Origin of the sequence: Acinetobacter sp. SFA (assembly GCF_001647535.1) — a bacterium.
Lineage (GTDB): Bacteria > Pseudomonadota > Gammaproteobacteria > Pseudomonadales > Moraxellaceae > Acinetobacter > Acinetobacter pecorum.
In genome coordinates, this window is record NZ_LSZI01000008.1 from 28,366 (window position 1) to 50,200 (window position 21,835).

Below are 21,835 nucleotides of genomic sequence, written 5' to 3' on the forward strand. Positions count from 1 at the left end.
CGGCTTTTTGATACTCAGATAAGCTATGCATATTACGCGTTTACATATTGAGCGTGTACGGAATTTAAAGACGGTTGCTCTCCACGGATTGCAGCCGTTTAATGTTTTTTATGGCCAAAATGGTTCAGGTAAAACCTCGATTTTAGAGGCGATTCATTTACTGGCTGCCGGGCGTTCCTTCCGTACCCATATTCCCAAAAATTATATCCAGCATGGCGCACAAGATGCGATTGTGTTTGCACAGTCTACGACTGAAAAAATTGGCATGCAAAAAATGGCTGGCGGGGAACAGTTGATTAAGGTCAATGGTGATCTGGTCGCGACTCAGGGTCAGCTGGCCAAACTGCTACCCTTGCAGCTGATTGATCCGCAAAGTACCGATATTATTGATCATGGTGCCAAACCACGGCGTCAATTGCTGGACTGGTTGATGTTCCACGTGGAACCGGAATTTTATCATGCCTGGCAATATTATTCGCGTGCGCTGAAACAGCGGAACAGCCTGCTCAAAAGCAAACGCTTTCTCAGTCTTTCCGATCTGGAACCGTGGAACCAGATGCTGAGTGAATATGGAGAAATCCTGCATTCGCAGCGTGTCGGGATCGTAGAACAATGGAAGCCATTTTTTGAAGATGATCTGAAACAGTTGTTACCTGAGGTACAGGTCAGTCTGGAATACAGTCCAGGCTTCCATAGTGAAAGCGGTCTGTTGAATGACCTGACCAATCATCATGAAAAAGACTGCGAGCGACGCTATACCGAATATGGTCCACATCGCGCAGATTTGCGTTTAAAGACCCCGATGGGGGACGCAGATGTAATCCTGTCGCGCGGGCAGAAAAAGCTGCTGATGATCGCATTAAAACTGTCGCAAATCGCAATGCTACATTCTTGTAATAAGGAAACTGTGGTATTATTAGATGATGTGACAGCAGAATTAGATTTAACCGCACAACAACGTTTAATTGAGCGATTGAGCCAACTTGGTAGTCAAGTTTTTATTACCACCTTAGACCATGAAGCAGTACAGAAGCACTTACATGATTTGTCTATCTCATATCAGTTATTCAGTGTTGAAAACGGTACTGTTCAAGTTGTGCAATAATATTTTTTGAGTTTTACCCATCTTTGGATAGACCTATTTTTCACTAGGGAGAAACCATGAGTTCAGAAGATCAAGCTGCTTCTCAAACAGAACAAACCATTGAAAAGGCTTATGATTCCTCTAGCATCAAGGTATTACGTGGTTTAGACGCAGTCCGTAAGCGTCCGGGCATGTATATTGGTGACACAGACGATGGTACGGGCCTGCACCACATGGTGTTCGAAGTAGTCGACAACTCGATTGACGAAGCCTTGGCGGGCCACTGTGATGAAATTATAGTCACCATCCATGAAGATGAATCGGTTTCAGTTTCTGATAATGGCCGTGGTATTCCGACCGATATTCACCCTGAAGAAGGTGTGTCTGCAGCAGAAGTAATTTTAACGATTCTGCATGCCGGTGGTAAGTTCGACGATAACAGTTATAAGGTCTCTGGCGGTCTGCATGGTGTGGGTGTTTCCGTAGTCAACGCACTGTCTGAAAAATTACTACTGAATATCAGCCGTGCCGGAAAAACCTATGAACAAGAATACCGTCATGGTGATCCTGTTTATAAATTACGCGAAACAGGCACAACAGATCAATCGGGTACTACCGTTCGTTTCTGGCCAAGTGCAGAAACCTTTAGCCAGACCATTTTCAATGTTGATATTTTAGCGCGTCGTTTGCGTGAACTGTCCTTCCTGAATGCTGGCGTACGCATTGTGCTTCGCGATGAGCGCGTGAATCTTGAAAATGTTTATGACTATGAGGGTGGCCTGTCCGAATTCGTTAAATATATTAACGAAGGCAAAACGCACCTGAATGATATCTTCCATTTCACCACACAGGCTGAAAATGGCATTGGTGTGGAAGTGGCGTTGCAGTGGAATGATTCTTATCAGGAAAACGTGCGCTGCTTTACCAATAACATCCCGCAAAAGGATGGCGGTACACATCTGGCTGGTTTCCGTGCTGCTTTGACCCGTGGTTTAAATAACTACATGGACAGCGAAAATATCCTGAAAAAGGAAAAAGTGGTAGTCTCGGGTGATGATGCGCGTGAAGGTCTGACTGCCATCGTGTCAGTCAAAGTACCTGATCCAAAATTCTCTTCACAAACCAAAGAAAAACTGGTGTCAAGTGAAGTGAAGACTGCGGTTGAACAGGCCATGAATAAGTCATTCTCTGAGTACTTGCTGGAAAATCCGCAAGCAGCGAAAGCTATTGCCGGCAAGATTATTGATGCAGCGCGTGCCCGTGATGCAGCACGTAAAGCGCGTGAAATGACACGTCGTAAGAGTGCGCTGGATATTGCCGGTCTTCCAGGTAAACTGGCTGATTGTCAGGAAAAAGATCCGGCACTGTCGGAACTATATCTGGTCGAGGGTGACTCTGCAGGTGGTTCAGCCAAGCAGGGCCGTAACCGTAAGATGCAGGCGATTTTACCGTTGAAAGGTAAGATTTTGAACGTAGAGCGTGCCCGTTTTGACCGGATGATTTCTTCTGCTGAAGTGGGTACTCTCATTACTGCGCTCGGCTGTGGTATTGGCCGTGAAGAATATAATCCGGACAAGCTGCGTTATCACAAAATCATCATCATGACCGATGCTGATGTGGATGGTTCGCACATCCGTACGCTGCTCTTGACCTTCTTCTTCCGTCAAATGCCGGAACTGGTCGAGCGGGGTCATATCTATATCGCGCAGCCACCATTGTACAAGCTGAAAAAAGGCAAGCAGGAACAGTACATCAAGGACAATGATGCACTGGAAACTTACCTGATCTCCAATGCGATTGATGAGCTGGAACTGCATATTAGCGCAGAGGCTCCCGCGATTCGTGGTGAAGCTTTGGCACAAGTCATTGCAGATTATCAAACCTCGCAAAAGAGTTTGGCGCGTTTAACTGTACGCTATCCTGCAACGGTACTTGATGGCTTGCTTGCTCTTGATGCGTTCAAACTTGATCAAGCCAATGATTTGGATTATGTAGAAACTTGGGCTAAGCAAATGCGTGACCATGTTGAGAATATGCAACCAAGTTTGCGGCCTGAACTCAGCATTGAAACCTTTGAAAAAGAAGATGCTGAAGGTAATAAATCAAATACCTATTTACCACGTATCACGATTTATATTCATAACTTACCGCATTCTTATTTGCTGGATGCAAACTTGTTGGGTTCAAGTGAATACGCACGTTTGTTGAAAAACTCGAAGAGTTGGTTCACCTTGCTTGAAGAAGGGGCTTACCTACAAAAAGGCGAGCGTAAAATCCCTGTTTCAAGCTTCCATCAAGTGTGGCAAAACATCTTGGCTGACTCACGTCGTGGCATGATGATCCAGCGTTATAAAGGTCTGGGCGAGATGAATGCAGAGCAGTTGTGGGAAACGACCATGGATCCAGACAATCGTAACATGCTGCAAGTGACGGTCACAGATGCGATTGAGGCGGACCGTATGTTCTCTTGCTTGATGGGCGATGATGTAGAACCACGTCGTGCCTTCATTGAAGAAAATGCCTTGAATGCTGACATTGATGCCTGATCCTTCAGGATAAACTCAAACATAAAAAAGCGCCTTTCGAGGCGCTTTTTTTAGATCAATTTTTTACTCATATCCTGTGGACTAGGCAGAATAGAGTAAATATGGACAGATTTTTAGATATCGAACTGGTTCATTTTAGTTTTAAAAAGCCGGCTTGAGTGAGCCAGTTTGATTCTAGGAAAGGGGTTAGGTATAGATCCACCAGCTTGGAGGAATACAGGAAATTTGGAATGAGTATCTCATTATAAAAATGAACTGCATCAGAAATTTAAAGAGAATTTTTTGAATAATAAGGTGAGGGAGAAGGACGCTCTTTATATGATGAGGAGTATCTATGCAGTCCAAAATGCTGGGTGAACACTGTATCGGTTAAAGTGGAATTAAAGGAATATATACAATAAGGGCTGTTCAAACGCTTAGTAGGGAATTGGCTAAAAATAAAAAATAGCTTGTTCAAAAAAATCCAATATCCCAAAAGAAATGAAAAATTGCTGAATATAAATTTTTATATTTTCAATAACTTGTAAAAAATTTGGTATAAGAAGTTAAATAATACGTGAATGGTATTGCTTTAAGCGTGTAGTAAGCCTGATTAAATATGTGGATAACTCTGAAGTTATCCACGATTTTTATGTGAATAAGATAGTATTTTACGATGAGTTTTAATTCACTTCTTAATTCTTTTTTTAAATTCAAAGTTAAACTTTATGGTCTTGTGGATAAGTGTTTTTAAATTTAAAATAGCACTTTAAATTTAAAAATGGATTTGGCGAGATATTCGTAGAGTGTCCAGACTATTTTCTATATGGGTTTTAAAATAATAAATTATTATAAATTATATACTTGTGTATATAGTGTAGTTTCTCTAACCATTGGCGTGGAACATATTTTTTAATCAAAACTCAGGGTGTAGTTAAACTACATAGTTAATTTAATAATCAAGTGAACTTTCATTTTTATTTAAAATCATAATATTATCGATCTTTGCTTAATTTTTTCTTTTTCCTCTTAGGGCTTATTTTTGACTTCATTAGTGAAAATCGAACATCTCTTTCGTTTCTGGATAGAAAAGAGGGAGGGGATTGCTGAAGTGTGATGAGGAGGAGTAGAAAAAAGAGGAGTGATAAAATAACTATAAAAATAAAAAAAAGCGCCTGACGGCGCTTTCCTTTAATCATCTTTATGGCGTCAGGATGACTTTACGGCAATCTTCTTCCCGTTTATCAAAGATACGATAACCTTCAGCTGCATCTTCCAGTTTCATGCGATGGGTAATGATTACATCAGGAGAAAGATCCCCATTTTCAATATATTCTAATAACTGCGGCAGATACTTATGCACATGAGTTTGTCCCATTTTAAAGGTCAAACCTTTGTCGAAGGCATCGCCGAACAGGAAGCCATGAATTGGGCCGGCATAAACTCCCGGTACACTGACTACGCCGCCACGACGGACTGCCGCAATACATTGTCTCAGGGCAGAGCCACTCGAACCTTCTAGTTTCAGATTGGTCATTACAGTTTCCAGAACGCTACCTTTGGCTTCAAAACCAACAGCATCAATGACTGCATCAACCCCACGATAACCTGCGGTATTTTGAATAATAAACTCAGCAGCATCGACTTCATCAAAATTGACCGGAATCGCCCCATAAGTTTGATGAGCAAATCGCAAGCGATAAGGATGGTGATCGATCATGAAGATCTGTTCAGCACCGAGCATTCGCGCACAGGCAGCAGCAAGTAGACCCACTGGTCCGGCTCCATAAATAGCGACACTGGAACCTCGACCAACTTGGGCATTGGTGACTGCCTGCCAGGCAGTCGGCAGAATATCGGTCAGGAACAATACTTTTTCATCCGGCAAGGAGCCGGGTACCTTAAACGGGCCCACATTGCCTTTGGGAATTCGCACATATTCGGCTTGACCGCCTGGCACACCACCATACAGGTGGCTATATCCAAACAATGCTGCACCAGGTGGAATCTGCTTTTTATTCAGGATGGCACCACGGCCTGTATTGGTATTTTCACAGGCAGCCATGAGTTCATGTTCACAGAAAAAACAGTGTCCGCATGCAATCACAAACGGAATAATAACCCGGTCACCTTTTTTTACTGAAGTAACTTCAGGACCGACTTCTTCAACCACCCCCATAAATTCATGACCAAAAATATCCCCTTGTTCGGTTGCTGGAATTTTCCCCCGATAAAGATGCAGATCTGAGCCACAGATGGCAGTGGCCGTTACTCTAAGAATGACATCATCTGCTTCCTGAATGACTGGATCAGGAACGGATTCAACTCGTACATCGCGAGTACCGTGATAAGTAAGAGCACGCATGCGGATTTCCTCTCTAGTTCAACATTAAACAGACTTGAATTTAAGGCTGTCAAAAATTAAAAGTACTTGTATTAGAGCCTTAGGAGGTAAACTGGCGCTGTAAATTAATGTATGAAAAAAGCCACTCAATTGTTTAAAAAATAAACTTATATAAGAGTTGCGTAATTCACATACAAAATGTGTCAATTAATCAATAAAGAGGAAACTTGAAAGCACGGGGGAATAAAGTGGGTAAAAAAATATTGAAACTAGACTATTCAAATAAAAAAGAGACGAGTAACGATTGTTACCCATCTCTCAGCTAATGAATGGGATAGAAACAGCTTTAGAAGGATTGCTCCAGATTTTCCAGTTCCATCATCAGTTCCAGCATCTGTTCTTCGGCTGTTTCCAGCTTGGCTTTCAGCTCGGTTTGCTCATTCATCAATTTCAGTAAGTCATTTTTACGTGATGCTTCATATAAAGCACTGTCACCGAGTAAGGTTTCAATTTCAGCCAGACGCGGCTGAAGCTTTGCAATCTGTGCTTCGCATTTTTCAATATTTTTACGAATCGGACGACTGAGTTCCCGCTGGCGCGCAGCTTCTTTACGTTGAGCTTCTTTATCCAGTTTGGAAATGGTCGGTTTGACTTCAACCTGGGATTTCACCGGTTCGGCCGGCTTTTGCCCGTTTTTGATCATCTCGCTCCGGGCCTGGCGTAACCAGTCCGCATAAGCAGCGAGATCACCGTCAAATTCACGGCATTGACCATTATGAACCAGTAACAGTTCATCACAGACACTGGCAATCAGCTGGCGTTCATGCGAAACCAGTACCACGGCACCCTGGAAATCCTGCAAGGCCATAGTCAGTGCATGACGCATATCCAGATCTAAGTGGTTGGTTGGCTCATCCAGAATCAGTACATTGGGACGCTGCCAGACAATCAGTGCCAAGGCCAGACGTGCGCGCTCACCGCCAGAGAAGCTTTCACTTGGCGTATCCATACGTTCGCCACTAAACCCAAAACTACCCAGGAAAGAACGCAGGCTGGCTTCACTGATTTTTTTATCGGCAATACGTGCCAGCTGTAACATCGGGCTGGCATTGCCATCCAGTGCGTCCATCTGATGCTGGGCAAAATAACCGATATTGAGCAATTCTGAATCTTTACGCAGACCTTGAATCAGTTTTAAGTCACCGACCAGTGATTTGATCAGCGTGGATTTACCAGCGCCATTCATCCCGAGCAAACCGATCCGGCTGTTTGGCGTGATCTGTAAATTTACATTGGTCACAATCAGCTTGTCACCATAACCGATATCGGCATGTTCCAGTTGCAATAATGGCGAACTCATTTTGGTCGGTTCACGGAAACTGAAAGTAAATGGCGTATCGACATGTGCAGCGGACAGTTCCTGCATACGTTCCAGCTGTTTGATCCGGCTTTGGGCCTGTTTGGCTTTGGTCGCTTGTGCTTTGAACCGGTCAATATATTTTTGCAGGTGCGCGCGGGTTTCCAGCTGCTTTTCATAAGCTTGCTGCTGCTGTGCCAGACGTTCACTACGGGTGCGCTCAAAGGTCGAATAGTTACCGGTATATAAAGTCAGTTCCTGATTTTCGATATGTAAAATATGGTCGGTAATCGCATCGAGGAAATCCCGGTCATGCGAAATCAGTACCAGCGTACCTTCATAGGCTTTCAGCCAGTCTTCGAGCCAGAGAATCGCATCCAGGTCCAGATGGTTGGTCGGTTCATCAAGAAGCAGTAAGTCTGACCGGCTCATCAGGGTACGCGCCAGATTCAGGCGCATACGCCAGCCACCGGAAAAACTTGAAACATCCAGTTGTGATTGGTGTTCAAAGAAGCCCAGACCAGCCATCAGCTGCGAGGCTTTGGCAGGAGCCGAATAACCTGAAATTTCATCAAAACGGCCATATAAATGGGCCAGTTCTGCATCATCCAGTTGATCCGGCTGATCGAGTTTCTGCTGAATCTCCCAGTATTCTTCATCGCCCGACAACACGAAATCAATGGCTTTCATATCCAGGGCTTTAATTTCCTGAGCCATATGCGCCACGGTCCATACCGCAGGTCGGGTCAGTGAACCACTGTCCGATTCCATACCACCGAGCAAGGCTGCAAACAGGGTCGATTTCCCCGCACCATTGACACCGGTTAGGCCAATTTTCCATCCTGGGTGTAACTGCATCGACGCTTTTTGAAATAAAACACGTCCACCGCGACGTATAGATAACTGGTCTAACTGAATCATTGAGAAATCAAGGCTAAGCAATAAGATGTGCCTATTCTAAAGGAAAGCCCCAGAAAAATGAAAAATCTTGCAGTTTTTACTGAAATGAAAAGTTTTTTGACCTCTGTTCCCTACTAGGAGGTAAACGCTCAAGTTGAGTAAAAGCTCTATTTTTACTGTGAGTAGTCGTTTATAGTTCATATGGTTAGAACAATAAGTACGATAGAGTCAAATAAAAATGAAAAAGGGATATTTAATTTTGTCTGCGCTGGGTCTGTTTGTGTCGACTTCGAGTCAAGCCAGTGTGAATGTCTGTGTTTTCGATTTGCTGGGAAAATCGGGTGAGTCCTATAAGTTACTGGAGGAATGGGCACTGGCAGCAAAAAGCTGGGGAGTACAGGTAAAGTTGAGCGCCTATCAGGATGAAGCCAAGGTAGATCAGGATGTCAAAGCTGGAAAGTGTGATGCTTTTTATATGACCTCCATGCGCTCCCGGGCCTATAACAAATTTGCCGGATCAATTGATGCGATTGGTGGCGTGCCGAATAATGACATTGCCATGAAAGCTATCAGTTATGTACTGGATAAACGCAACAGCAAACGCCTGATGACCCAAATTGGCAAGGAAAAATTTGAAGTCGCAGGCATCGGCCAGATTGGTCCGGCTTATATTTTTGTTCGTGATCGCGGACTGAATAAACTGGAACAGGTCAAAGGCAAGAAATTTGCCGTATTGCATTATGACTATGCACAAAAGATCATGGTGAACCGGATTGAAGCGGTACCGGTAATGTCGGAAATTTCCAATTTTATCCGTAAGTTCAATCAGGGGGAAGTCGATATTGTGGCTGCACCGGCCTATGCTTTTAAACCGCTGGAGCTGGAAAAAGGCCTGGGCTCTAGAGGTGCCATGATCAATTTTCCGGTAGTGAATGTCACTGCAGACCTGATTATTCGACCAGATAAGTTCCCGGCAAGCTTTGCGGCGCAATCCCGAAGCTGGTTTGTCAGACAGTTACCACGCAGCTTTGCCATGGTCAAGCGCATGGAAGCTGAAATTCCAAGCAAATATATTCTGAATCTCAGCCGTGAAGACCGTGTGGCTTATCAAAAGATTTTGCGTGAGGGCCGAATCGATTTAACCAAGCAGGGGATTTATGATTCAGGCATGATGACTGTGTTGAAGCGTGCGCGTTGTACGGTAGAAAGAACCAATTTTGAGTGTTCAATTAGTGGTGAATAAAACTGTAATCATGTATATCTTTGTAACTATGATGAGCTAAATGTAATTATAAGCAAGCAGTATTTAAAACTAACTTATTAATAATTAATAATATATTTAAAATTGGTGTGAGCGGTTTAAATGAATTTATCTTTAGAGGCCAAAATGCGGCTTTTGAATGGAGTAAATGCTCTATTTTTTTTAATTAAACTTGCTTAATATTTGTTCCGTGTACGGACACTCAGCAAATAACAAGATTTCAAAGGATCACTACAATGAAAAAAACACTCTTATCATTGGCTGCATTTTCTGCATTTGGTTTTGCAAGTGTGGCACATGCAGAAAAAGTCGATATCTGTGTGTTTGACTTACTGGGTAAATCCGGTGAGTCTTTCCAGATGGCGCAAGAATGGGCACTGGCTGCAAAAGGCTGGGGCGCAGACATCAATCTGATTGCGCGTCAGGATGAAGCGGTTGCTGACAATGACTTTAAGGCAGGCAAATGTGATGGCGTATTTATGACTGCCATGCGTGCCCGTCAATATAACAAGTTTGCCGGTTCCATCGATGCCTTGGGTGGTGCACCGAATAATGCCATCGCCCAGCGTGCCATCAGTTTTGCCTTGGATAAACGTAATGCAGGCAAAATGGTGACCAATATGGGCGGCAAAAAATATGAAATCGCCGGTATTTCTCCGCTGGGTTCGGCATTTATTTTTGTTCGTGATAAAAATATCAATTCGATTGAAAAAGCCGCAGGTAAAAAATTCGCAGTACTTGGCTACGACGATGCCCAGAAAATCATGGTACAGCGTGTCGGTGCGCAGGCAGTAATTTCCGATGTTTCCAACTTTGTGGCCAAATTTAATAATGGTCAGGTAGATATGGTCGGTGCACCTGCCTATGCTTATAAGCCGCTGGAAATCTACAAGGGCCTGGGTAATAACGGCGCGATGTTTAATTTCCCGGTGCTGCATGTGACTTCTGATTTTGTGATCCGTCCGGAAAAATTCCCGGCAGGTTTTGGGCAAAAATCGCGTGACTGGTTTATCAAAAACCTGCCAAAGAGCATGGGAATGATCAGCCGTCTGGAAGCAGGTATTCCGTCAAAGTATAAAATGAATCTGAGTGCTGAAGATAAAACCAAGTATCAGAAAATGTTACGTGATGGCCGGATGGATATGACCAAACGCGGAATCTATGATGCCAGCATGATGTCGGTATTAAAACGTGCGCGCTGTTCTGTCGATAAAGCCAACTTTGAATGTTCACTTTCTGGCGAATAATTTGATTTTTAAAGAAAAAAGCTTAGAGTCATCTAAGCTTTTTTTATGGATGCCTCGGTCAGATCTGCCATTGTGCAGCGAATAAAATAGCTTAAGCTTGATCTAAATATTAAATTCACATGTTTTATATAAAAAACAGTCACATGTGACTAAAACTGCAATAACAAAAACAAGCAATAAGGAAATGAGGATGATGCATAGAGGATGGAAAGCACTGGCATTGGCTACGGCGACACTGGCTGTTTCAGGTCTGGCCCAAGCTAAACAGGTGATTTGCGTATTTGATCTGGTCGGTAAAAACGGTGATGTCTATAGTGTGATGAAAGACTATCAGTTGGCGGCCAAAAACTGGGGAGCAGATGTCGAACTGCGAGTAAATACCAATGAAGCCGTGGTTGCAGAAGATTTTAAAGCTGGAAAATGTGACGGGATTAGTGTGACCGGTATGCGTGGCCGACAATTTAACAAGTTTACCGGTTCTCTGGATGCAATTGGGGCTATCACCGATCTGAATCTAGCGGTTAAAGTCATGCAGGGCCTGGCCAGTCCCACCTTCGCCAAACAAATGCTGCAAGGTAAATATGAAATTGTCGGCGTGATTCCGGTGGGGGACGCTTATCTGCTGGTGAATGACCGCAGTATCAATACTGTTGCCAAAGCAGCCGGCAAGAAAATTGCGGTACTGAGCCATGACGAAGCACAAAAAATCATGGTACAGCAGGTCGGTGCACAAGCGGTGAGTGCCGAAATCAGCAATTTTGCCAGTATGTTTAACAATGGTCAGGTGGATATTATCGGTGCACCAGCTGCAGCATTTAAGCCTTTAGAATTACATAAGGGGTTAGGTAGTAAGGGTGCGATTGTGAATTATCCGGTGTTGCAGGTTACCGGTAATATTATTATCCGTCCCGATAAATTCCCGGCCGGATACGGACAAAAATCACGTGAGTGGGTCAAGAGCCAGTTACCGCGTGCCTTTGGCATTTTGGGTAAAATGAAATCAGATATTCCATCAAAATACTGGATGGATATTCCTGCGGCAGATAAACCGGGTTATCAAAAAATGATGCGGGATTCCCGAATTGACCTGACCAAACGCGGCGTTTATGACAAACGTATGATGAAACTGCTGTGGCAATTCCGTTGCAAACAGAATCCGACAAATTTTGAATGTGCCTTACAGGATGAGAACTACAAATAATCCTGATAAAATTACTCTGATTTGACTTTTAATCTGTAGAGACTGACCATATATTGAGTGTGTTATACTTAAATATGGTCTTTTCTTTCTAAAGACATTCCATTCAACAGAGGAATCCGCCATGAATGCCCAAGCGCTTGTGCTCACCGACAATGCCGCAAATAAAGTACGCCAGTTGCGTGACAGTGAAGGTAACCAAGACTTAATGCTCCGTGTTTATGTCACCGGTGGCGGCTGTTCAGGTTTCTCTTATGGCTTTAACTTTGCAGAAAGCCAGAATGAAGATGATGCAGAATTTGCCAACGGTGATGTTAAAGTCCTGGTCGATTCATTGAGTTATCAATATCTGGTCGGTTCAGTTGTGGATTATTTAGAAGGTCTGGAAGGTTCACGTTTCGTGGTACAAAACCCGAATGCCACTACCACCTGTGGTTGTGGATCTTCATTCTCGATCTAAATCCAGATATAAAAAAGTCCTCTTAATGAGGACTTTTTTATATCTGGATAAAGTTTAGCTATCCAGTTTAACCGCTTCAAGCAGGTCAAAGATTACGGTAGTAACATCCTGACTCAACTCGCGGTTATTAAAAATTTCATAGGCGCTAATAGTAATGTCGGTATCGCTTGGCAACAGACGCTGTTCTTCTTCAATCAGGTCATTGATCGGTAATAAAGTCTGTTTGATTGCCAGATGCAGAATATCTTTGTATTCCAGATTTTCATCGTCGAGTTCAATCAGTTGTTCATTGAAATAAGGCAATAAAATCGAATGAAGATAGGGTTGGATGTCCTCGATATCAAAGATTTCGATATCACGGGTTTCATCAATCGTACTAATGTGGTCATTTACTTCAATTAAAATATGGTAGTAACTCACACGAATCTCCAAAGATGGCCTGAACAATGTAGCCGTTCACAATAACATGAAATCAGAATGGAGTCTTTTTTATAATACTTATACACTTAAATTAATTAGGGGATTCAGACTGATTAACTAACGGTTATATAGCAGGGTTTTATCTGCAGGGCGTAGCTGGAAGTGTTGCAGATTCTGTTTACCCAGTACAGGATACATCAGCGCTTCCGGGTCATTATGATGATACAGACCCAAGGCATGTCCAAGTTCATGGGCTAAGGTCAGACGCAAATCATCTTCTGCATCAAACTGATAAACCTGAATTTGATCACCCATAAAAACACCCTTATGAAATTCGCGGGCAGGAAAACGCTGTTGAGCCTGAATGATATTCTGCTGATGGTTCTGGAGGCCATGCTGATGCATGGAAACATTCATATTAAAGGAACTTTGCTGTTCCTGCAGGTACTGAAACTCCCGTTGAAAAGTTGCCGATTTGCGCTGTAAAGCCAAGACTTCATATTCAATCTGTTCGCGTTCATATGCGGATAAATCTGGCTGCTGACGGCGTTGCTGTAAGGCTTGAAATTCACTATTGATCTGGTTTTTTTGCTGAATGAGGCGTTGCTGCTGACTTTCCAGATGTTGATGGGAGGCTTGCAGATTTTTGACCTGCCGCTGATACCTGGCGTCATCTGCCAGTAACTGTTTTTCAATTTTCTTTAAGGCATTGTAGTCTTGCTGGCGTTGATCATAGATCAGGCGAATACTTAGTCTGGCATTTTCATCATATACCAGCAGATCATCACGATTTGTACCCTGATGCCAGATCTCGACTGCTTCCTTGCTCAGCTGAATGACTTGATCTTTACTCATTCCAAAGCCTGAATCGACCTGATCAATGCGAAAACGTAAACGCGTATCGAAAGGATGCGTCAAGCGATCAGCCAGCGAGTTATAGCGCAGTTGTGGATGGGTTTTGGTCTGCATATGCAGATAGGCAGACACGATCAATTCCATAATGAACAGGCAGAGCAAGAGACGCATATTTTTATTTAAATGTTTATTTTTTAAAAATATAGCCTAATTTTAATACTTTTCCCATGCTTATTTGCTTTGCTGCTCCGCTTTTGGGTAAAGCCCTAATTCGCCCAGAGCCTGCTGTAGAATTTCAAGGCGAATGGCTGGATTCATATTGGTTTGCATTTGCATATTCAGGGAAAATGCCACGATTTCCCCCTGAGGGATTTCGACCCACCCGGTGAGCCAGCCAACTTGCGGTTCTACATCCATGCCCCAACCGGATTTGGCATACAGGCGATAAGCTTGCCGTTCCTGTAAAAGTAACATGGCTTTAACTTGCTGCTGGACTTGAGGATCAAAGGGGAGCTCTCCTCGAGCAAGAGCAGAGACAAATTCGACTTCCTGTTTCGGGCTAATTTTTAGAGGCCCGATCAGCCAGAAGTTATCGACCTGCTGCCCAATCTGCTGATTGCCGAACCGGATGCGTTGCACTTCCTGCTGCATCAATTCCAGACCGATACGACGTGCCAGTTCCTGGTAGACCGGTACCGCAGAAGCTTGCATGGCCTCGCCGAGCGTCATATCTTTTTCCCAGGCGGCAAAACTGCGTTTCTTGCCATCCCATTTAAAGATTTCATTGGCTGTGGCTTTGCCATGCTGCAAGCCAATCAGGGCATTCACTATTTTAAAGGTTGAGGCAGGAACATATTCGGTATCTGCTCGGCTTAAATCATTGCCATAGATCTGTAACTGTTGACCACGCTGAATCACTAGAACGCCAGAGCTTTGTGCCTGATCAAATAAGCTGGCAATAGCTTGGGTGGATTGAGTCAAAGTGCTTTGAGATGGGGAAGATGAAACGGGCAGGCTACACGCTGTCAGGCCCAAACAACTCAGTAAAGGCAGCAAAATCAGAATTTTCATGGGTTCAAGGTATTTTAATGTTTGATTTAACTTAAACAGCTTTTTCTGGAAATACGATCAAATTTTAGTAATTTTTATTTTATTCCTTCAAGTCGAGGCATAAAAAACCGCGCTTTCGCGCGGTTTTTTCAGTTAAAGCGACAAATTATTTTTTGTCATCTTTCACTTCAGTGAACTCAGCATCTACAACGCCGTCGTCCGCTTTTTGAGCTTGGCCTTCGCCACCTTGGAATGCATTCGGGTCGAAACCTTGTGCACCGCCTTGGCCTTGTGCTGCTTCATATGCACGTTGTGTGATCGGCATGATGATGTTTTGCAATGCTTCAGTTTTAGACTTAATCACTTCAGCGTCATTTTCTTTAGTTGAAGCTTCAAGTTCAGAAACCGCAGTCTCAACCGCAGTTTTCTCGTCCGCAGTCACTTGTTCACCAAGATCTTTCACTGCTTTTTGAGCAGAAGCAATTAATGCATCAGCTTCGTTACGTGCTTTCGCAAGCTCTTCAAATTTACGGTCTTCTTCAGCATTCGCTTCAGCATCTTTGATCATCGCTTCAATTTCAGCATCGCTCAAACCAGAGTTTGCTTTAATTTGAATAGATTGCTCTTTACCTGTGCTCTTATCTTTCGCAGATACTTTCAAGATACCATCAGCATTGATGTCGAACGATACTTCAATTTGTGGCACACCACGTGGAGCCGGTGGAATATCGCCTAATTGGAAGTTACCCAACAATTTGTTTTGTTGAGCCATTTTACGTTCACCTTGGTAAACCGAAATGTCTACTGCAGGCTGGTTGTCAGCAGCTGTAGAGAACACTTGTGATTTTTTCGCCGGAATTGTGGTGTTTTTCTCGATGATTGGAGTTAACACACCACCCATTGTTTCAATACCAAGAGTCAATGGAGTTACGTCAAGAAGAAGTACGTCAGTTTTATCACCAGACAATACTGCACCTTGAATCGCTGCACCAATCGCTACTGCTTCGTCAGGGTTTACGTCTTTACGTGGCTCTTTACCAAAGAATTCCTGAACTTTTTGTTGTACCAGTGGCATACGTGATTGACCACCGACCAAAATCACATCAGAGATGTCAGAAGTCGAAAGACCTGCATCTTTAAGTGCAGTCTTGCATGGTTCAATCGTACGCGCTACCAGATCAGCCACCAAACCTTCAAGTTTTGCACGGGTAACGTTGATCACCAAATGTTTAGGACCAGTCGCATCCGCGGTAATGTATGGAAGGTTGATTTCAGTTGCATTAGAAGATGAAAGTTCGATCTTCGCTTTCTCAGCAGCTTCTTTCAAACGTTGTAACGCTAAAGGATCTTGCTTCAAGTTGAAGTTCTGTTCTTTCTTGAACTCTTCAACCAGGTACTCGATTAACGCGTTATCGAAGTCTTCACCACCCAGGAATGTATCACCGTTGGTAGATAACACTTCAATTTGCTGGTCGCCATCAAGGTCTGCAATTTCAATGATTGATACGTCAAAAGTACCACCACCCAAGTCGTAAACTGCGATTTTACGATCGCCTTCTTTCTTGTCCATACCGAACGCAAGTGCCGCAGCAGTTGGTTCGTTGATGATACGTTTAACTTCTAGACCAGCAATTCGGCCTGCATCTTTGGTAGCCTGACGCTGTGCATCGTTGAAGTAAGCAGGGACAGTAATAACTGCTTCAGTCACTGTCTCGCCTAGGTAATCTTCAGCAGTTTTCTTCATCTTTTTCAAGATTTCAGCAGAAACCTGTTGTGGCGCAAGTTTTTTGTCGTTGACCTCAACCCAAGCATCACCATTATCCGCTTTGATGATCTTATAAGGTACCAGACCGATATCTTTTTGTACCGCTTGGTCTTCATAACGACGACCGATCAAACGTTTGATCGCGAATAGTGTATTTTTCGGGTTAGTTACTGCCTGACGCTTTGCAGATTGACCCACAAGAATCTCGCCATCTTTATAGGCAATAATAGATGGTGTAGTACGTGTGCCTTCAGCATTTTCAATTACTTTAACTTTGTCGCCTTCAAGTACTGCAACACATGAGTTGGTAGTACCTAAGTCAATACCAATAATTTTAGCCATTTGGATGTTTCCTCAAAAATTTTCTTGTGATTTCCACTTGTTATCTGATATGAGAGTCATTCATTTTTTTTCAAGTAACATTTTTGAAAAAAATGTACAAACTCCCTAATTTATTCAGCTTAAGCGCCAACCATCACCATTGCAGGACGCAATAAGCGACTGTTTAACGTATAGCCTTTCTGCAAAACACTACCAATTTCATTGGCCTTAGCATTTGCATCAATGCCTACAGCCTGATGAAGCTCAGCATTAAATCCGCTACTGGTATCTACAACCACAACACCAAATTTTTCCAGTGTAGTGAGTAATGATTTCAAGGTAAGTTTGACGCCCTCAAGCAAAGGAGATTCTTCTTCATTCGCAGCATTAATTGCGCGCTCAAGATTATCAACCGTATCCAAAAGCTCTTTGGCGAATTTTTCTAATACTGTATCTTTATGTTTTTCAGATTCACGCTGAATACGTTCCACGCTTTTCTGTGCTTCATAGACTGCATTGGCCGTACGTGCTTTCTCTAGCTTTAAGTCACCTTCAAGCTGCGCAATCTGTTCTTGTAAAGACTCAACAGAAACTTCTGCCTGCTCGGATTCAGCTTGAGTTTGCGCTATATCTTTTTCCGCTTGCTCTTGCTCAAATTCTTGAGCTTGCTCATTTTGCTCAGTCGCCATTGATTTACTCCGTTTGAATGGGTTCTTAAACATGTACAGTCTACAGTCCTTGGCCCTTAGTGTTCATCGTATTAAGATGGAACTGCCAAGGTTGAAATAGTCAATTACCTTAAGAAATCGGGGCAGGGTATGAAAATTCAAGCATAAGCCCAGATAAATTTTATGATTTATGCAAAATCCCGAATACAGAAAGGAGAAGATTTTATAATTGTGAAAAAAATACAGCGGAAAAATCTTAAAAAGATAGCTAGTCTTTATGTGCCTAAGTCCAGTATCCTGATGTAAATATGTTGTATTTATTAGAATATAAAAAAGAAAAATCCACTAAATATTAAAATGAAAATAATAATAATCGTATTTTTAAATTAAAATGGCAGTCTTGATTTGTTTTAAGTCACTATAAAAAAGTAACCTTGCACTTTTGCTTATCCTAGTGGCCTTAATTAGAAAAATTCACTAAACCAGCCTCATAATCTCCTGTTTTTAATTCGCTTTTCTCGGCTACACCTCTCCCAAAAACTCAGCTTTTTTAGCTGCTTATTTATTAGACACAAAAGCGATTAATATTTAACTAATAAAGTATTACACAAAAAATAAGCAACTCGGTATGATTCATTTTAGATTCTATCGCTGTAGTTTCTTCTTATTTTGAATTTGTTTTCGTGGCTTATCCTATTCTCTAGATAAGCCTTTTTTTTGCCCGATATTTTCTTGCATTCAAATAAAAAGCCCGATCTGGGCTTTTAGTGAATACAATGCAGGTCTTAATCACGACGATCGCGCGAACGTTGCTCCTGATGGCGTCGGTTATCATTCCAGCGTGGATTGGAACGATTTTGCTGGACTTTTTTCGTGCGCTGATCTGTGGCACGTTTACGATCTAGCTCCTGACGACGCTTATTACGATCTGCTTCTACCTGTTTTTGCCGTTGCGTCATCAGATTTTTACGCTGCTGTTCCTGGCGTTGCCGTTCTAGCTGGTTTTTACGTCGATCCTGATCTAATTGTCTTTTGCGATCCTGTTCCCAATTACGACGCTGTAATTCCTGTTTACGTCGATCCTGCTCAATACGTTTGCGCTGCTGCTCATATTCCCAGCGTTGCCGGTCATAGCGACGATCCTGTTCATAACCACGGTCATAACGCTGATCATAGCGACCGTCATAATAGCCGCCATCTTCAGGAAATGCGACGCAGCCTACAGCTAAAAATGCAGTCGCCAGAGACAAAGCTATGATTTTAATAGCCATAGGCATTCTCCCGATTTTTAATAAAAAATATACTTAATCGTGCAAAATTACGTCAAAAATAACCTTTAACCGGTCAATGACATCTTCTATAAATGAGGATAACGTATCGGGCAAAAGCTATCTGTACATAGATATTAAGACTTCTATAAGAATATGGTCACTGAAACGCTAATCGTGTAGAAACTATGAAGAATTAAGAGAATAAGGACTAAAAGTAATGACAGTGAATCATCCGGTTCTGCAACGTTTGATGGAAAAAGGACAGGGAACTGCAGCTCGTATGCTGGATCGCTTACCCGGTATTGCCCAGGAAGCACTAGTGAAGGCTTTGGATTATCCTCATGTCTATCCTGATTTAGACCCTTTGGTAAAATGCCTGATGGCCATCCAGATCAAACAGGGGCACAGCAGTTTTATCAGTGAAGATGTTGTGCATTCACGTACCCTGTTTGACGCACGCATGAAAGCTATCCGGGCCCGACCGACCGCGGTCAAATTTGTCGAAGAGCTCCGCCTTCCTCTACAGAGTGGCAGTATTTTTGCACGGCATTATCATCCTGCACCGCAAAAGAAGTTACCGATGGTAATTTTTTATCATGGCGGTGCCTTTATGGTCGGCGGTCTGGATACTCACGATGAATTCTGCCGATTGCTGGCAGTGCATGCCAAAGTTCAGGTATTGAGTGTGGCCTATCCCCTGACACCAGAATTTAGCCCTTTGCAGATGGTACAGGTATGCGAAGATGCCTTGGCTTGGGCACATCAGCATGGCAAGCAACTGAAAGTCTATAAAAACCGTATTGCTGTGGCAGGGGACAGTGCCGGCGGAAATCTGGCAGCTGTGGTAGCGCAGCGCAGCGCAGGAAAATCTTATGCCGCACGGGCACAACTTCTGCTTTATCCTGCAGTTGACTTCAAAAGTCGCCATCCATCTTTTTATGCCTATAAAGATGGACTGGTACTTTCAGAGCAGGATATTGATCTGGTGACCTTAATGTATGCCCAAACCCATCAGATTGAACTGGATGACCCACTGATTTCGCCGACCTATGGTGAGCTGAAAAACTTGCCGCCAAGTTATGTGATTACAGCACGTCATGATGTCCTGCATGATGAGGGTTCAATCTATGCACACAAATTGCGTCAGAATGGTGTAGCTGTTCTTTATGATGAATATACCGATCAGGCCCATGGTTTTATCAATCTGACCCCGATCTCACGTCGTGCCAAAAAATATGTGATTGAGATCAGTAAGAACTTCCGCAAATTTTGGGACAAAAACAGTTAAACCGAAAGCATGAAGAAAAAGGTGTTTCTTATGAAACACCTTTTTTATAGCTAAATTTAAATGCATGATTATGGCTTGTTACTGATCTGTGCTTCAGGAAAGATCAGATTAAATTGGGGGACATAAAAGCTTTGCAGCAATTTGGCTTTGGAAAAATCTGGAAATATATCCTCAGCATCTTGCCACTCTACTTGTGAAAGTGTGGAGAGGTGTCCACGAAACTGCGGACTAAACTGAAAACGTTGACCTTTCCAGGCCTGCTGAATCTTGAGCATAGATGCTGGAATATGGTGACTATTAATATAAAATTGACGGGCAGATTTGGTTTTCTTCAACCGAATCGTCATCTGCTGGTTCTGATGCTGGATCTGACACAGAATTTCCTGATCCTTTTCTTGCCATTTAAATTGTGCATATTGTTTGGGAATGCCCCATAAATGCTGACCATGTATGACAGATTCATGGGTAGACACATAAATTTTAGGAATCGAGCTGAGACGCCGTTTACTAATTAAAGGATGATCCAGAATTAGTAACTCATCATAGGGACCAATCGGTGAAGTTTGATAGCGTACCAGCATCACTTGAACCATACGACCCAGCGGAGAGGGCGCGATCCGGAACTGTTTTGCTTGTTCAATGAAGCTGGGGGTCAGCCAATAGTTCAGAATAAAACCTTCACCCTGCAAGCGCCAAGGTGGAAACTGATGGATATTTTGCTCCTGTAATAATGCATGTTTCATTCTTATTCTCTTGTCTTTAGTCGGCAGGTCACTGCAATATAAATCATAAAAGATTAATATATAGTCATTCACAACCATTACTTCTAAGTAGATGAGTTAATAAATGTTAAAGAAATCATTATGTGTGATCGCGCTTGCCGCGACCAGTCTGCCAAGCTTTGCTGCAAATACGATTATTGAGATGAATACTTCAATGGGAAATATTGAAATTGAACTCTTTAATGATAAAGCCCCCATCTCGGCAAAAAATTTTGAAAATTATGTAAAGAGCAACTTTTATAAGGACACCATTTTTCACCGGGTCATTCCTGGCTTTATGGTTCAGGGTGGTGGCTTTGATGTGAACATGCAGGAAAAAGCCAATACCAAAGCACCGATTAAAAACGAATCGTCAAATGGTCTGCATAACAAGCGTGGCACTTTAGCCATGGCACGTACCAATCAGCCGGATTCTGCCCGCGCACAATTCTTTGTAAACCTGGTCGATAATGATTTTCTGGATCGTTCTGCTAGAAATGCCGGCTATGCGGTATTTGGTAAGGTCACTAAAGGTATGGATATCGTCGATCAGATTGCTAAAGTACCCACTAGAAACTATGGAATGCATCAAAATGTGCCAGTAAACCCTGTAAAAATCACCAGTGTGACGATTAAAGCACCAGTTGTGAAAAACTAGGCATAGAATAAAACAGAAATATTTAATTTATATTTCTGTTTTAAAAATATGTACTTATGTAATTATTTGCATAAAATTGAACCAATTTGGTGCATAAAAATAAAACACTCGTGATTCTTGTGCGTTAAAAGCGCTTGCACGTGTAAGAAATTGCCCTATAATGAGCACATACCGACGAGATAGACGAAAACGAACGAAGCAGATTGCTGAGTTGTTAAGTATATCGAAGTCCAGCTTCTGGCACTGACGAGGTGTTAGAAAGATCATTAAGAGATTATGAAGAACAACTTGTGTGGATTTTTACTGGTTGATTGATCGAAATTATTTTCATTGATTGATGGTAGAAATTACTCGAAGTTTATTTGAGAAATATTTGTCAGAAAATTGATGAGCCAAGATTGG

The 21,835-nt window shown here is 42.7% G+C and carries 17 protein-coding genes; 8 read left to right on the plus strand and 9 right to left on the minus strand.

Features of this window, described 5'->3' with window-relative positions; translation table 11 throughout:
• Window positions 1-25 precede the first annotated feature (25 nt).
• The gene (recF, locus tag AY607_RS04750; RefSeq protein ID WP_064101909.1) at window positions 26-1,105 is read left to right on the plus strand and encodes a DNA replication/repair protein RecF; all 1,080 of its coding nucleotides are present in this window, start codon (window positions 26-28) and stop codon (window positions 1,103-1,105) included.
• Between the two features lie 56 nt (window positions 1,106-1,161).
• Window positions 1,162-3,630 carry a DNA topoisomerase (ATP-hydrolyzing) subunit B gene (gene gyrB / locus AY607_RS04755; protein ID WP_064095257.1) on the plus strand — a complete coding sequence of 823 codons (2,469 nt, stop codon included), beginning with the start codon at window positions 1,162-1,164 and terminating at the stop codon, window positions 3,628-3,630.
• A gap of 1,180 nt (window positions 3,631-4,810) precedes the next feature.
• Here gyrB and AY607_RS04765 read toward each other — a convergent pair.
• Both AY607_RS04765 and AY607_RS04770 read right to left on the minus strand, forming a co-directional pair.
• Window positions 4,811-5,974 carry a zinc-dependent alcohol dehydrogenase gene (locus AY607_RS04765; RefSeq protein WP_064101911.1) on the minus strand — a complete coding sequence of 388 codons (1,164 nt, stop codon included), beginning with the start codon at window positions 5,972-5,974 and terminating at the stop codon, window positions 4,811-4,813.
• A 325-nt stretch (window positions 5,975-6,299) separates the two neighbouring features.
• Entirely contained in the window at window positions 6,300-8,231 is a 1,932-nt protein-coding gene (locus tag AY607_RS04770; protein ID WP_064095255.1) for an ATP-binding cassette domain-containing protein, read from the minus strand.
• A 217-nt stretch (window positions 8,232-8,448) separates the two neighbouring features.
• Here AY607_RS04770 and AY607_RS04775 point away from each other — a divergent pair, with 217 nt between their 5' ends.
• The 4 genes from AY607_RS04775 (at window position 8,449) to erpA (ending at window position 12,376) form a co-directional block, all read left to right on the plus strand.
• A complete protein-coding gene (locus AY607_RS04775) occupies window positions 8,449-9,453 on the plus strand; it encodes a putative solute-binding protein (protein WP_064095254.1) in 1,005 nt (334 codons plus the stop codon).
• Window positions 9,454-9,707: 254 nt separating this feature from the next.
• On the plus strand, window positions 9,708-10,718 hold the full coding sequence (locus AY607_RS04780) for a putative solute-binding protein (RefSeq protein WP_064095253.1): 1,011 nt from the start codon (window positions 9,708-9,710) through the stop codon (window positions 10,716-10,718).
• Window positions 10,719-10,911: 193 nt separating this feature from the next.
• A complete protein-coding gene (locus AY607_RS04785; RefSeq protein ID WP_064095279.1) occupies window positions 10,912-11,919 on the plus strand; it encodes a putative solute-binding protein in 1,008 nt (335 codons plus the stop codon).
• Window positions 11,920-12,040: 121 nt separating this feature from the next.
• On the plus strand, window positions 12,041-12,376 hold the full coding sequence (gene erpA, locus AY607_RS04790; RefSeq protein WP_004281944.1) for an iron-sulfur cluster insertion protein ErpA: 336 nt from the start codon (window positions 12,041-12,043) through the stop codon (window positions 12,374-12,376).
• Between the two features lie 54 nt (window positions 12,377-12,430).
• Here erpA and AY607_RS04795 read toward each other — a convergent pair whose 3' ends face one another.
• The 6 genes from AY607_RS04795 to AY607_RS04820 form a co-directional block, all read right to left on the minus strand.
• Window positions 12,431-12,808: a hypothetical protein gene (locus AY607_RS04795; RefSeq protein ID WP_171254913.1), complete on the minus strand. Its 378-nt coding sequence runs from the start codon at window positions 12,806-12,808 to the stop codon at window positions 12,431-12,433.
• Between the two features lie 105 nt (window positions 12,809-12,913).
• Window positions 12,914-13,822, minus strand: a complete 909-nt coding sequence (locus AY607_RS04800) for a matrixin family metalloprotease (RefSeq protein ID WP_064101912.1) — start codon at window positions 13,820-13,822, stop codon at window positions 12,914-12,916.
• Window positions 13,823-13,882: 60 nt separating this feature from the next.
• Window positions 13,883-14,722 (minus strand): OXA-134 family carbapenem-hydrolyzing class D beta-lactamase, encoded by an 840-nt coding sequence (blaOXA, locus tag AY607_RS04805; protein WP_064101913.1) that lies wholly within the window; start codon window positions 14,720-14,722, stop codon window positions 13,883-13,885.
• A 145-nt stretch (window positions 14,723-14,867) separates the two neighbouring features.
• A complete protein-coding gene (gene dnaK / locus AY607_RS04810) occupies window positions 14,868-16,808 on the minus strand; it encodes a molecular chaperone DnaK (RefSeq protein ID WP_064095249.1) in 1,941 nt (646 codons plus the stop codon).
• A 119-nt stretch (window positions 16,809-16,927) separates the two neighbouring features.
• On the minus strand, window positions 16,928-17,476 hold the full coding sequence (grpE, locus tag AY607_RS04815; protein ID WP_064095248.1) for a nucleotide exchange factor GrpE: 549 nt from the start codon (window positions 17,474-17,476) through the stop codon (window positions 16,928-16,930).
• Between the two features lie 764 nt (window positions 17,477-18,240).
• Entirely contained in the window at window positions 18,241-18,726 is a 486-nt protein-coding gene (locus tag AY607_RS04820) for a hypothetical protein (RefSeq protein WP_064101914.1), read from the minus strand.
• A 217-nt stretch (window positions 18,727-18,943) separates the two neighbouring features.
• Here AY607_RS04820 and AY607_RS04825 point away from each other — a divergent pair, with 217 nt between their 5' ends.
• Window positions 18,944-20,014, plus strand: coding sequence for an alpha/beta hydrolase (locus AY607_RS04825; RefSeq protein ID WP_064101915.1), 1,071 nt, complete (start codon window positions 18,944-18,946; stop codon window positions 20,012-20,014).
• Between the two features lie 68 nt (window positions 20,015-20,082).
• Here the strand turns inward: AY607_RS04825 and AY607_RS04830 are convergent, their stop codons facing one another.
• Complete coding sequence (locus AY607_RS04830) at window positions 20,083-20,757, minus strand: acetoacetate decarboxylase family protein (RefSeq protein WP_064095245.1); 675 nt, start codon at window positions 20,755-20,757, stop codon at window positions 20,083-20,085.
• Window positions 20,758-20,860: 103 nt separating this feature from the next.
• On the opposite strand from AY607_RS04830, the gene AY607_RS04835 reads away from it, so the two are divergent.
• Complete coding sequence (locus tag AY607_RS04835) at window positions 20,861-21,433, plus strand: peptidylprolyl isomerase (protein WP_064095244.1); 573 nt, start codon at window positions 20,861-20,863, stop codon at window positions 21,431-21,433.
• Window positions 21,434-21,835 lie beyond the last annotated feature (402 nt).

Coding starts and splice junctions, on each gene's coding strand:
- recF (WP_064101909.1), top strand. CDS start 26: ATGCATATTACGCGTTTACATATTGAGCGTGTACGGAATTTAAAGACG.
- gyrB (WP_064095257.1), top strand. CDS start 1,162: ATGAGTTCAGAAGATCAAGCTGCTTCTCAAACAGAACAAACCATTGAA.
- AY607_RS04765 (WP_064101911.1), bottom strand. CDS start 5,974: ATGCGTGCTCTTACTTATCACGGTACTCGCGATGTACGAGTTGAATCC.
- AY607_RS04770 (WP_064095255.1), bottom strand. CDS start 8,231: ATGATTCAGTTAGACCAGTTATCTATACGTCGCGGTGGACGTGTTTTA.
- AY607_RS04775 (WP_064095254.1), top strand. CDS start 8,449: ATGAAAAAGGGATATTTAATTTTGTCTGCGCTGGGTCTGTTTGTGTCG.
- AY607_RS04780 (WP_064095253.1), top strand. CDS start 9,708: ATGAAAAAAACACTCTTATCATTGGCTGCATTTTCTGCATTTGGTTTT.
- AY607_RS04785 (WP_064095279.1), top strand. CDS start 10,912: ATGCATAGAGGATGGAAAGCACTGGCATTGGCTACGGCGACACTGGCT.
- erpA (WP_004281944.1), top strand. CDS start 12,041: ATGAATGCCCAAGCGCTTGTGCTCACCGACAATGCCGCAAATAAAGTA.
- AY607_RS04800 (WP_064101912.1), bottom strand. CDS start 13,822: ATGCGTCTCTTGCTCTGCCTGTTCATTATGGAATTGATCGTGTCTGCC.
- blaOXA (WP_064101913.1), bottom strand. CDS start 14,722: ATGAAAATTCTGATTTTGCTGCCTTTACTGAGTTGTTTGGGCCTGACA.
- dnaK (WP_064095249.1), bottom strand. CDS start 16,808: ATGGCTAAAATTATTGGTATTGACTTAGGTACTACCAACTCATGTGTT.
- grpE (WP_064095248.1), bottom strand. CDS start 17,476: ATGGCGACTGAGCAAAATGAGCAAGCTCAAGAATTTGAGCAAGAGCAA.
- AY607_RS04820 (WP_064101914.1), bottom strand. CDS start 18,726: ATGGCTATTAAAATCATAGCTTTGTCTCTGGCGACTGCATTTTTAGCT.
- AY607_RS04825 (WP_064101915.1), top strand. CDS start 18,944: ATGACAGTGAATCATCCGGTTCTGCAACGTTTGATGGAAAAAGGACAG.
- AY607_RS04830 (WP_064095245.1), bottom strand. CDS start 20,757: ATGAAACATGCATTATTACAGGAGCAAAATATCCATCAGTTTCCACCT.
- AY607_RS04835 (WP_064095244.1), top strand. CDS start 20,861: ATGTTAAAGAAATCATTATGTGTGATCGCGCTTGCCGCGACCAGTCTG.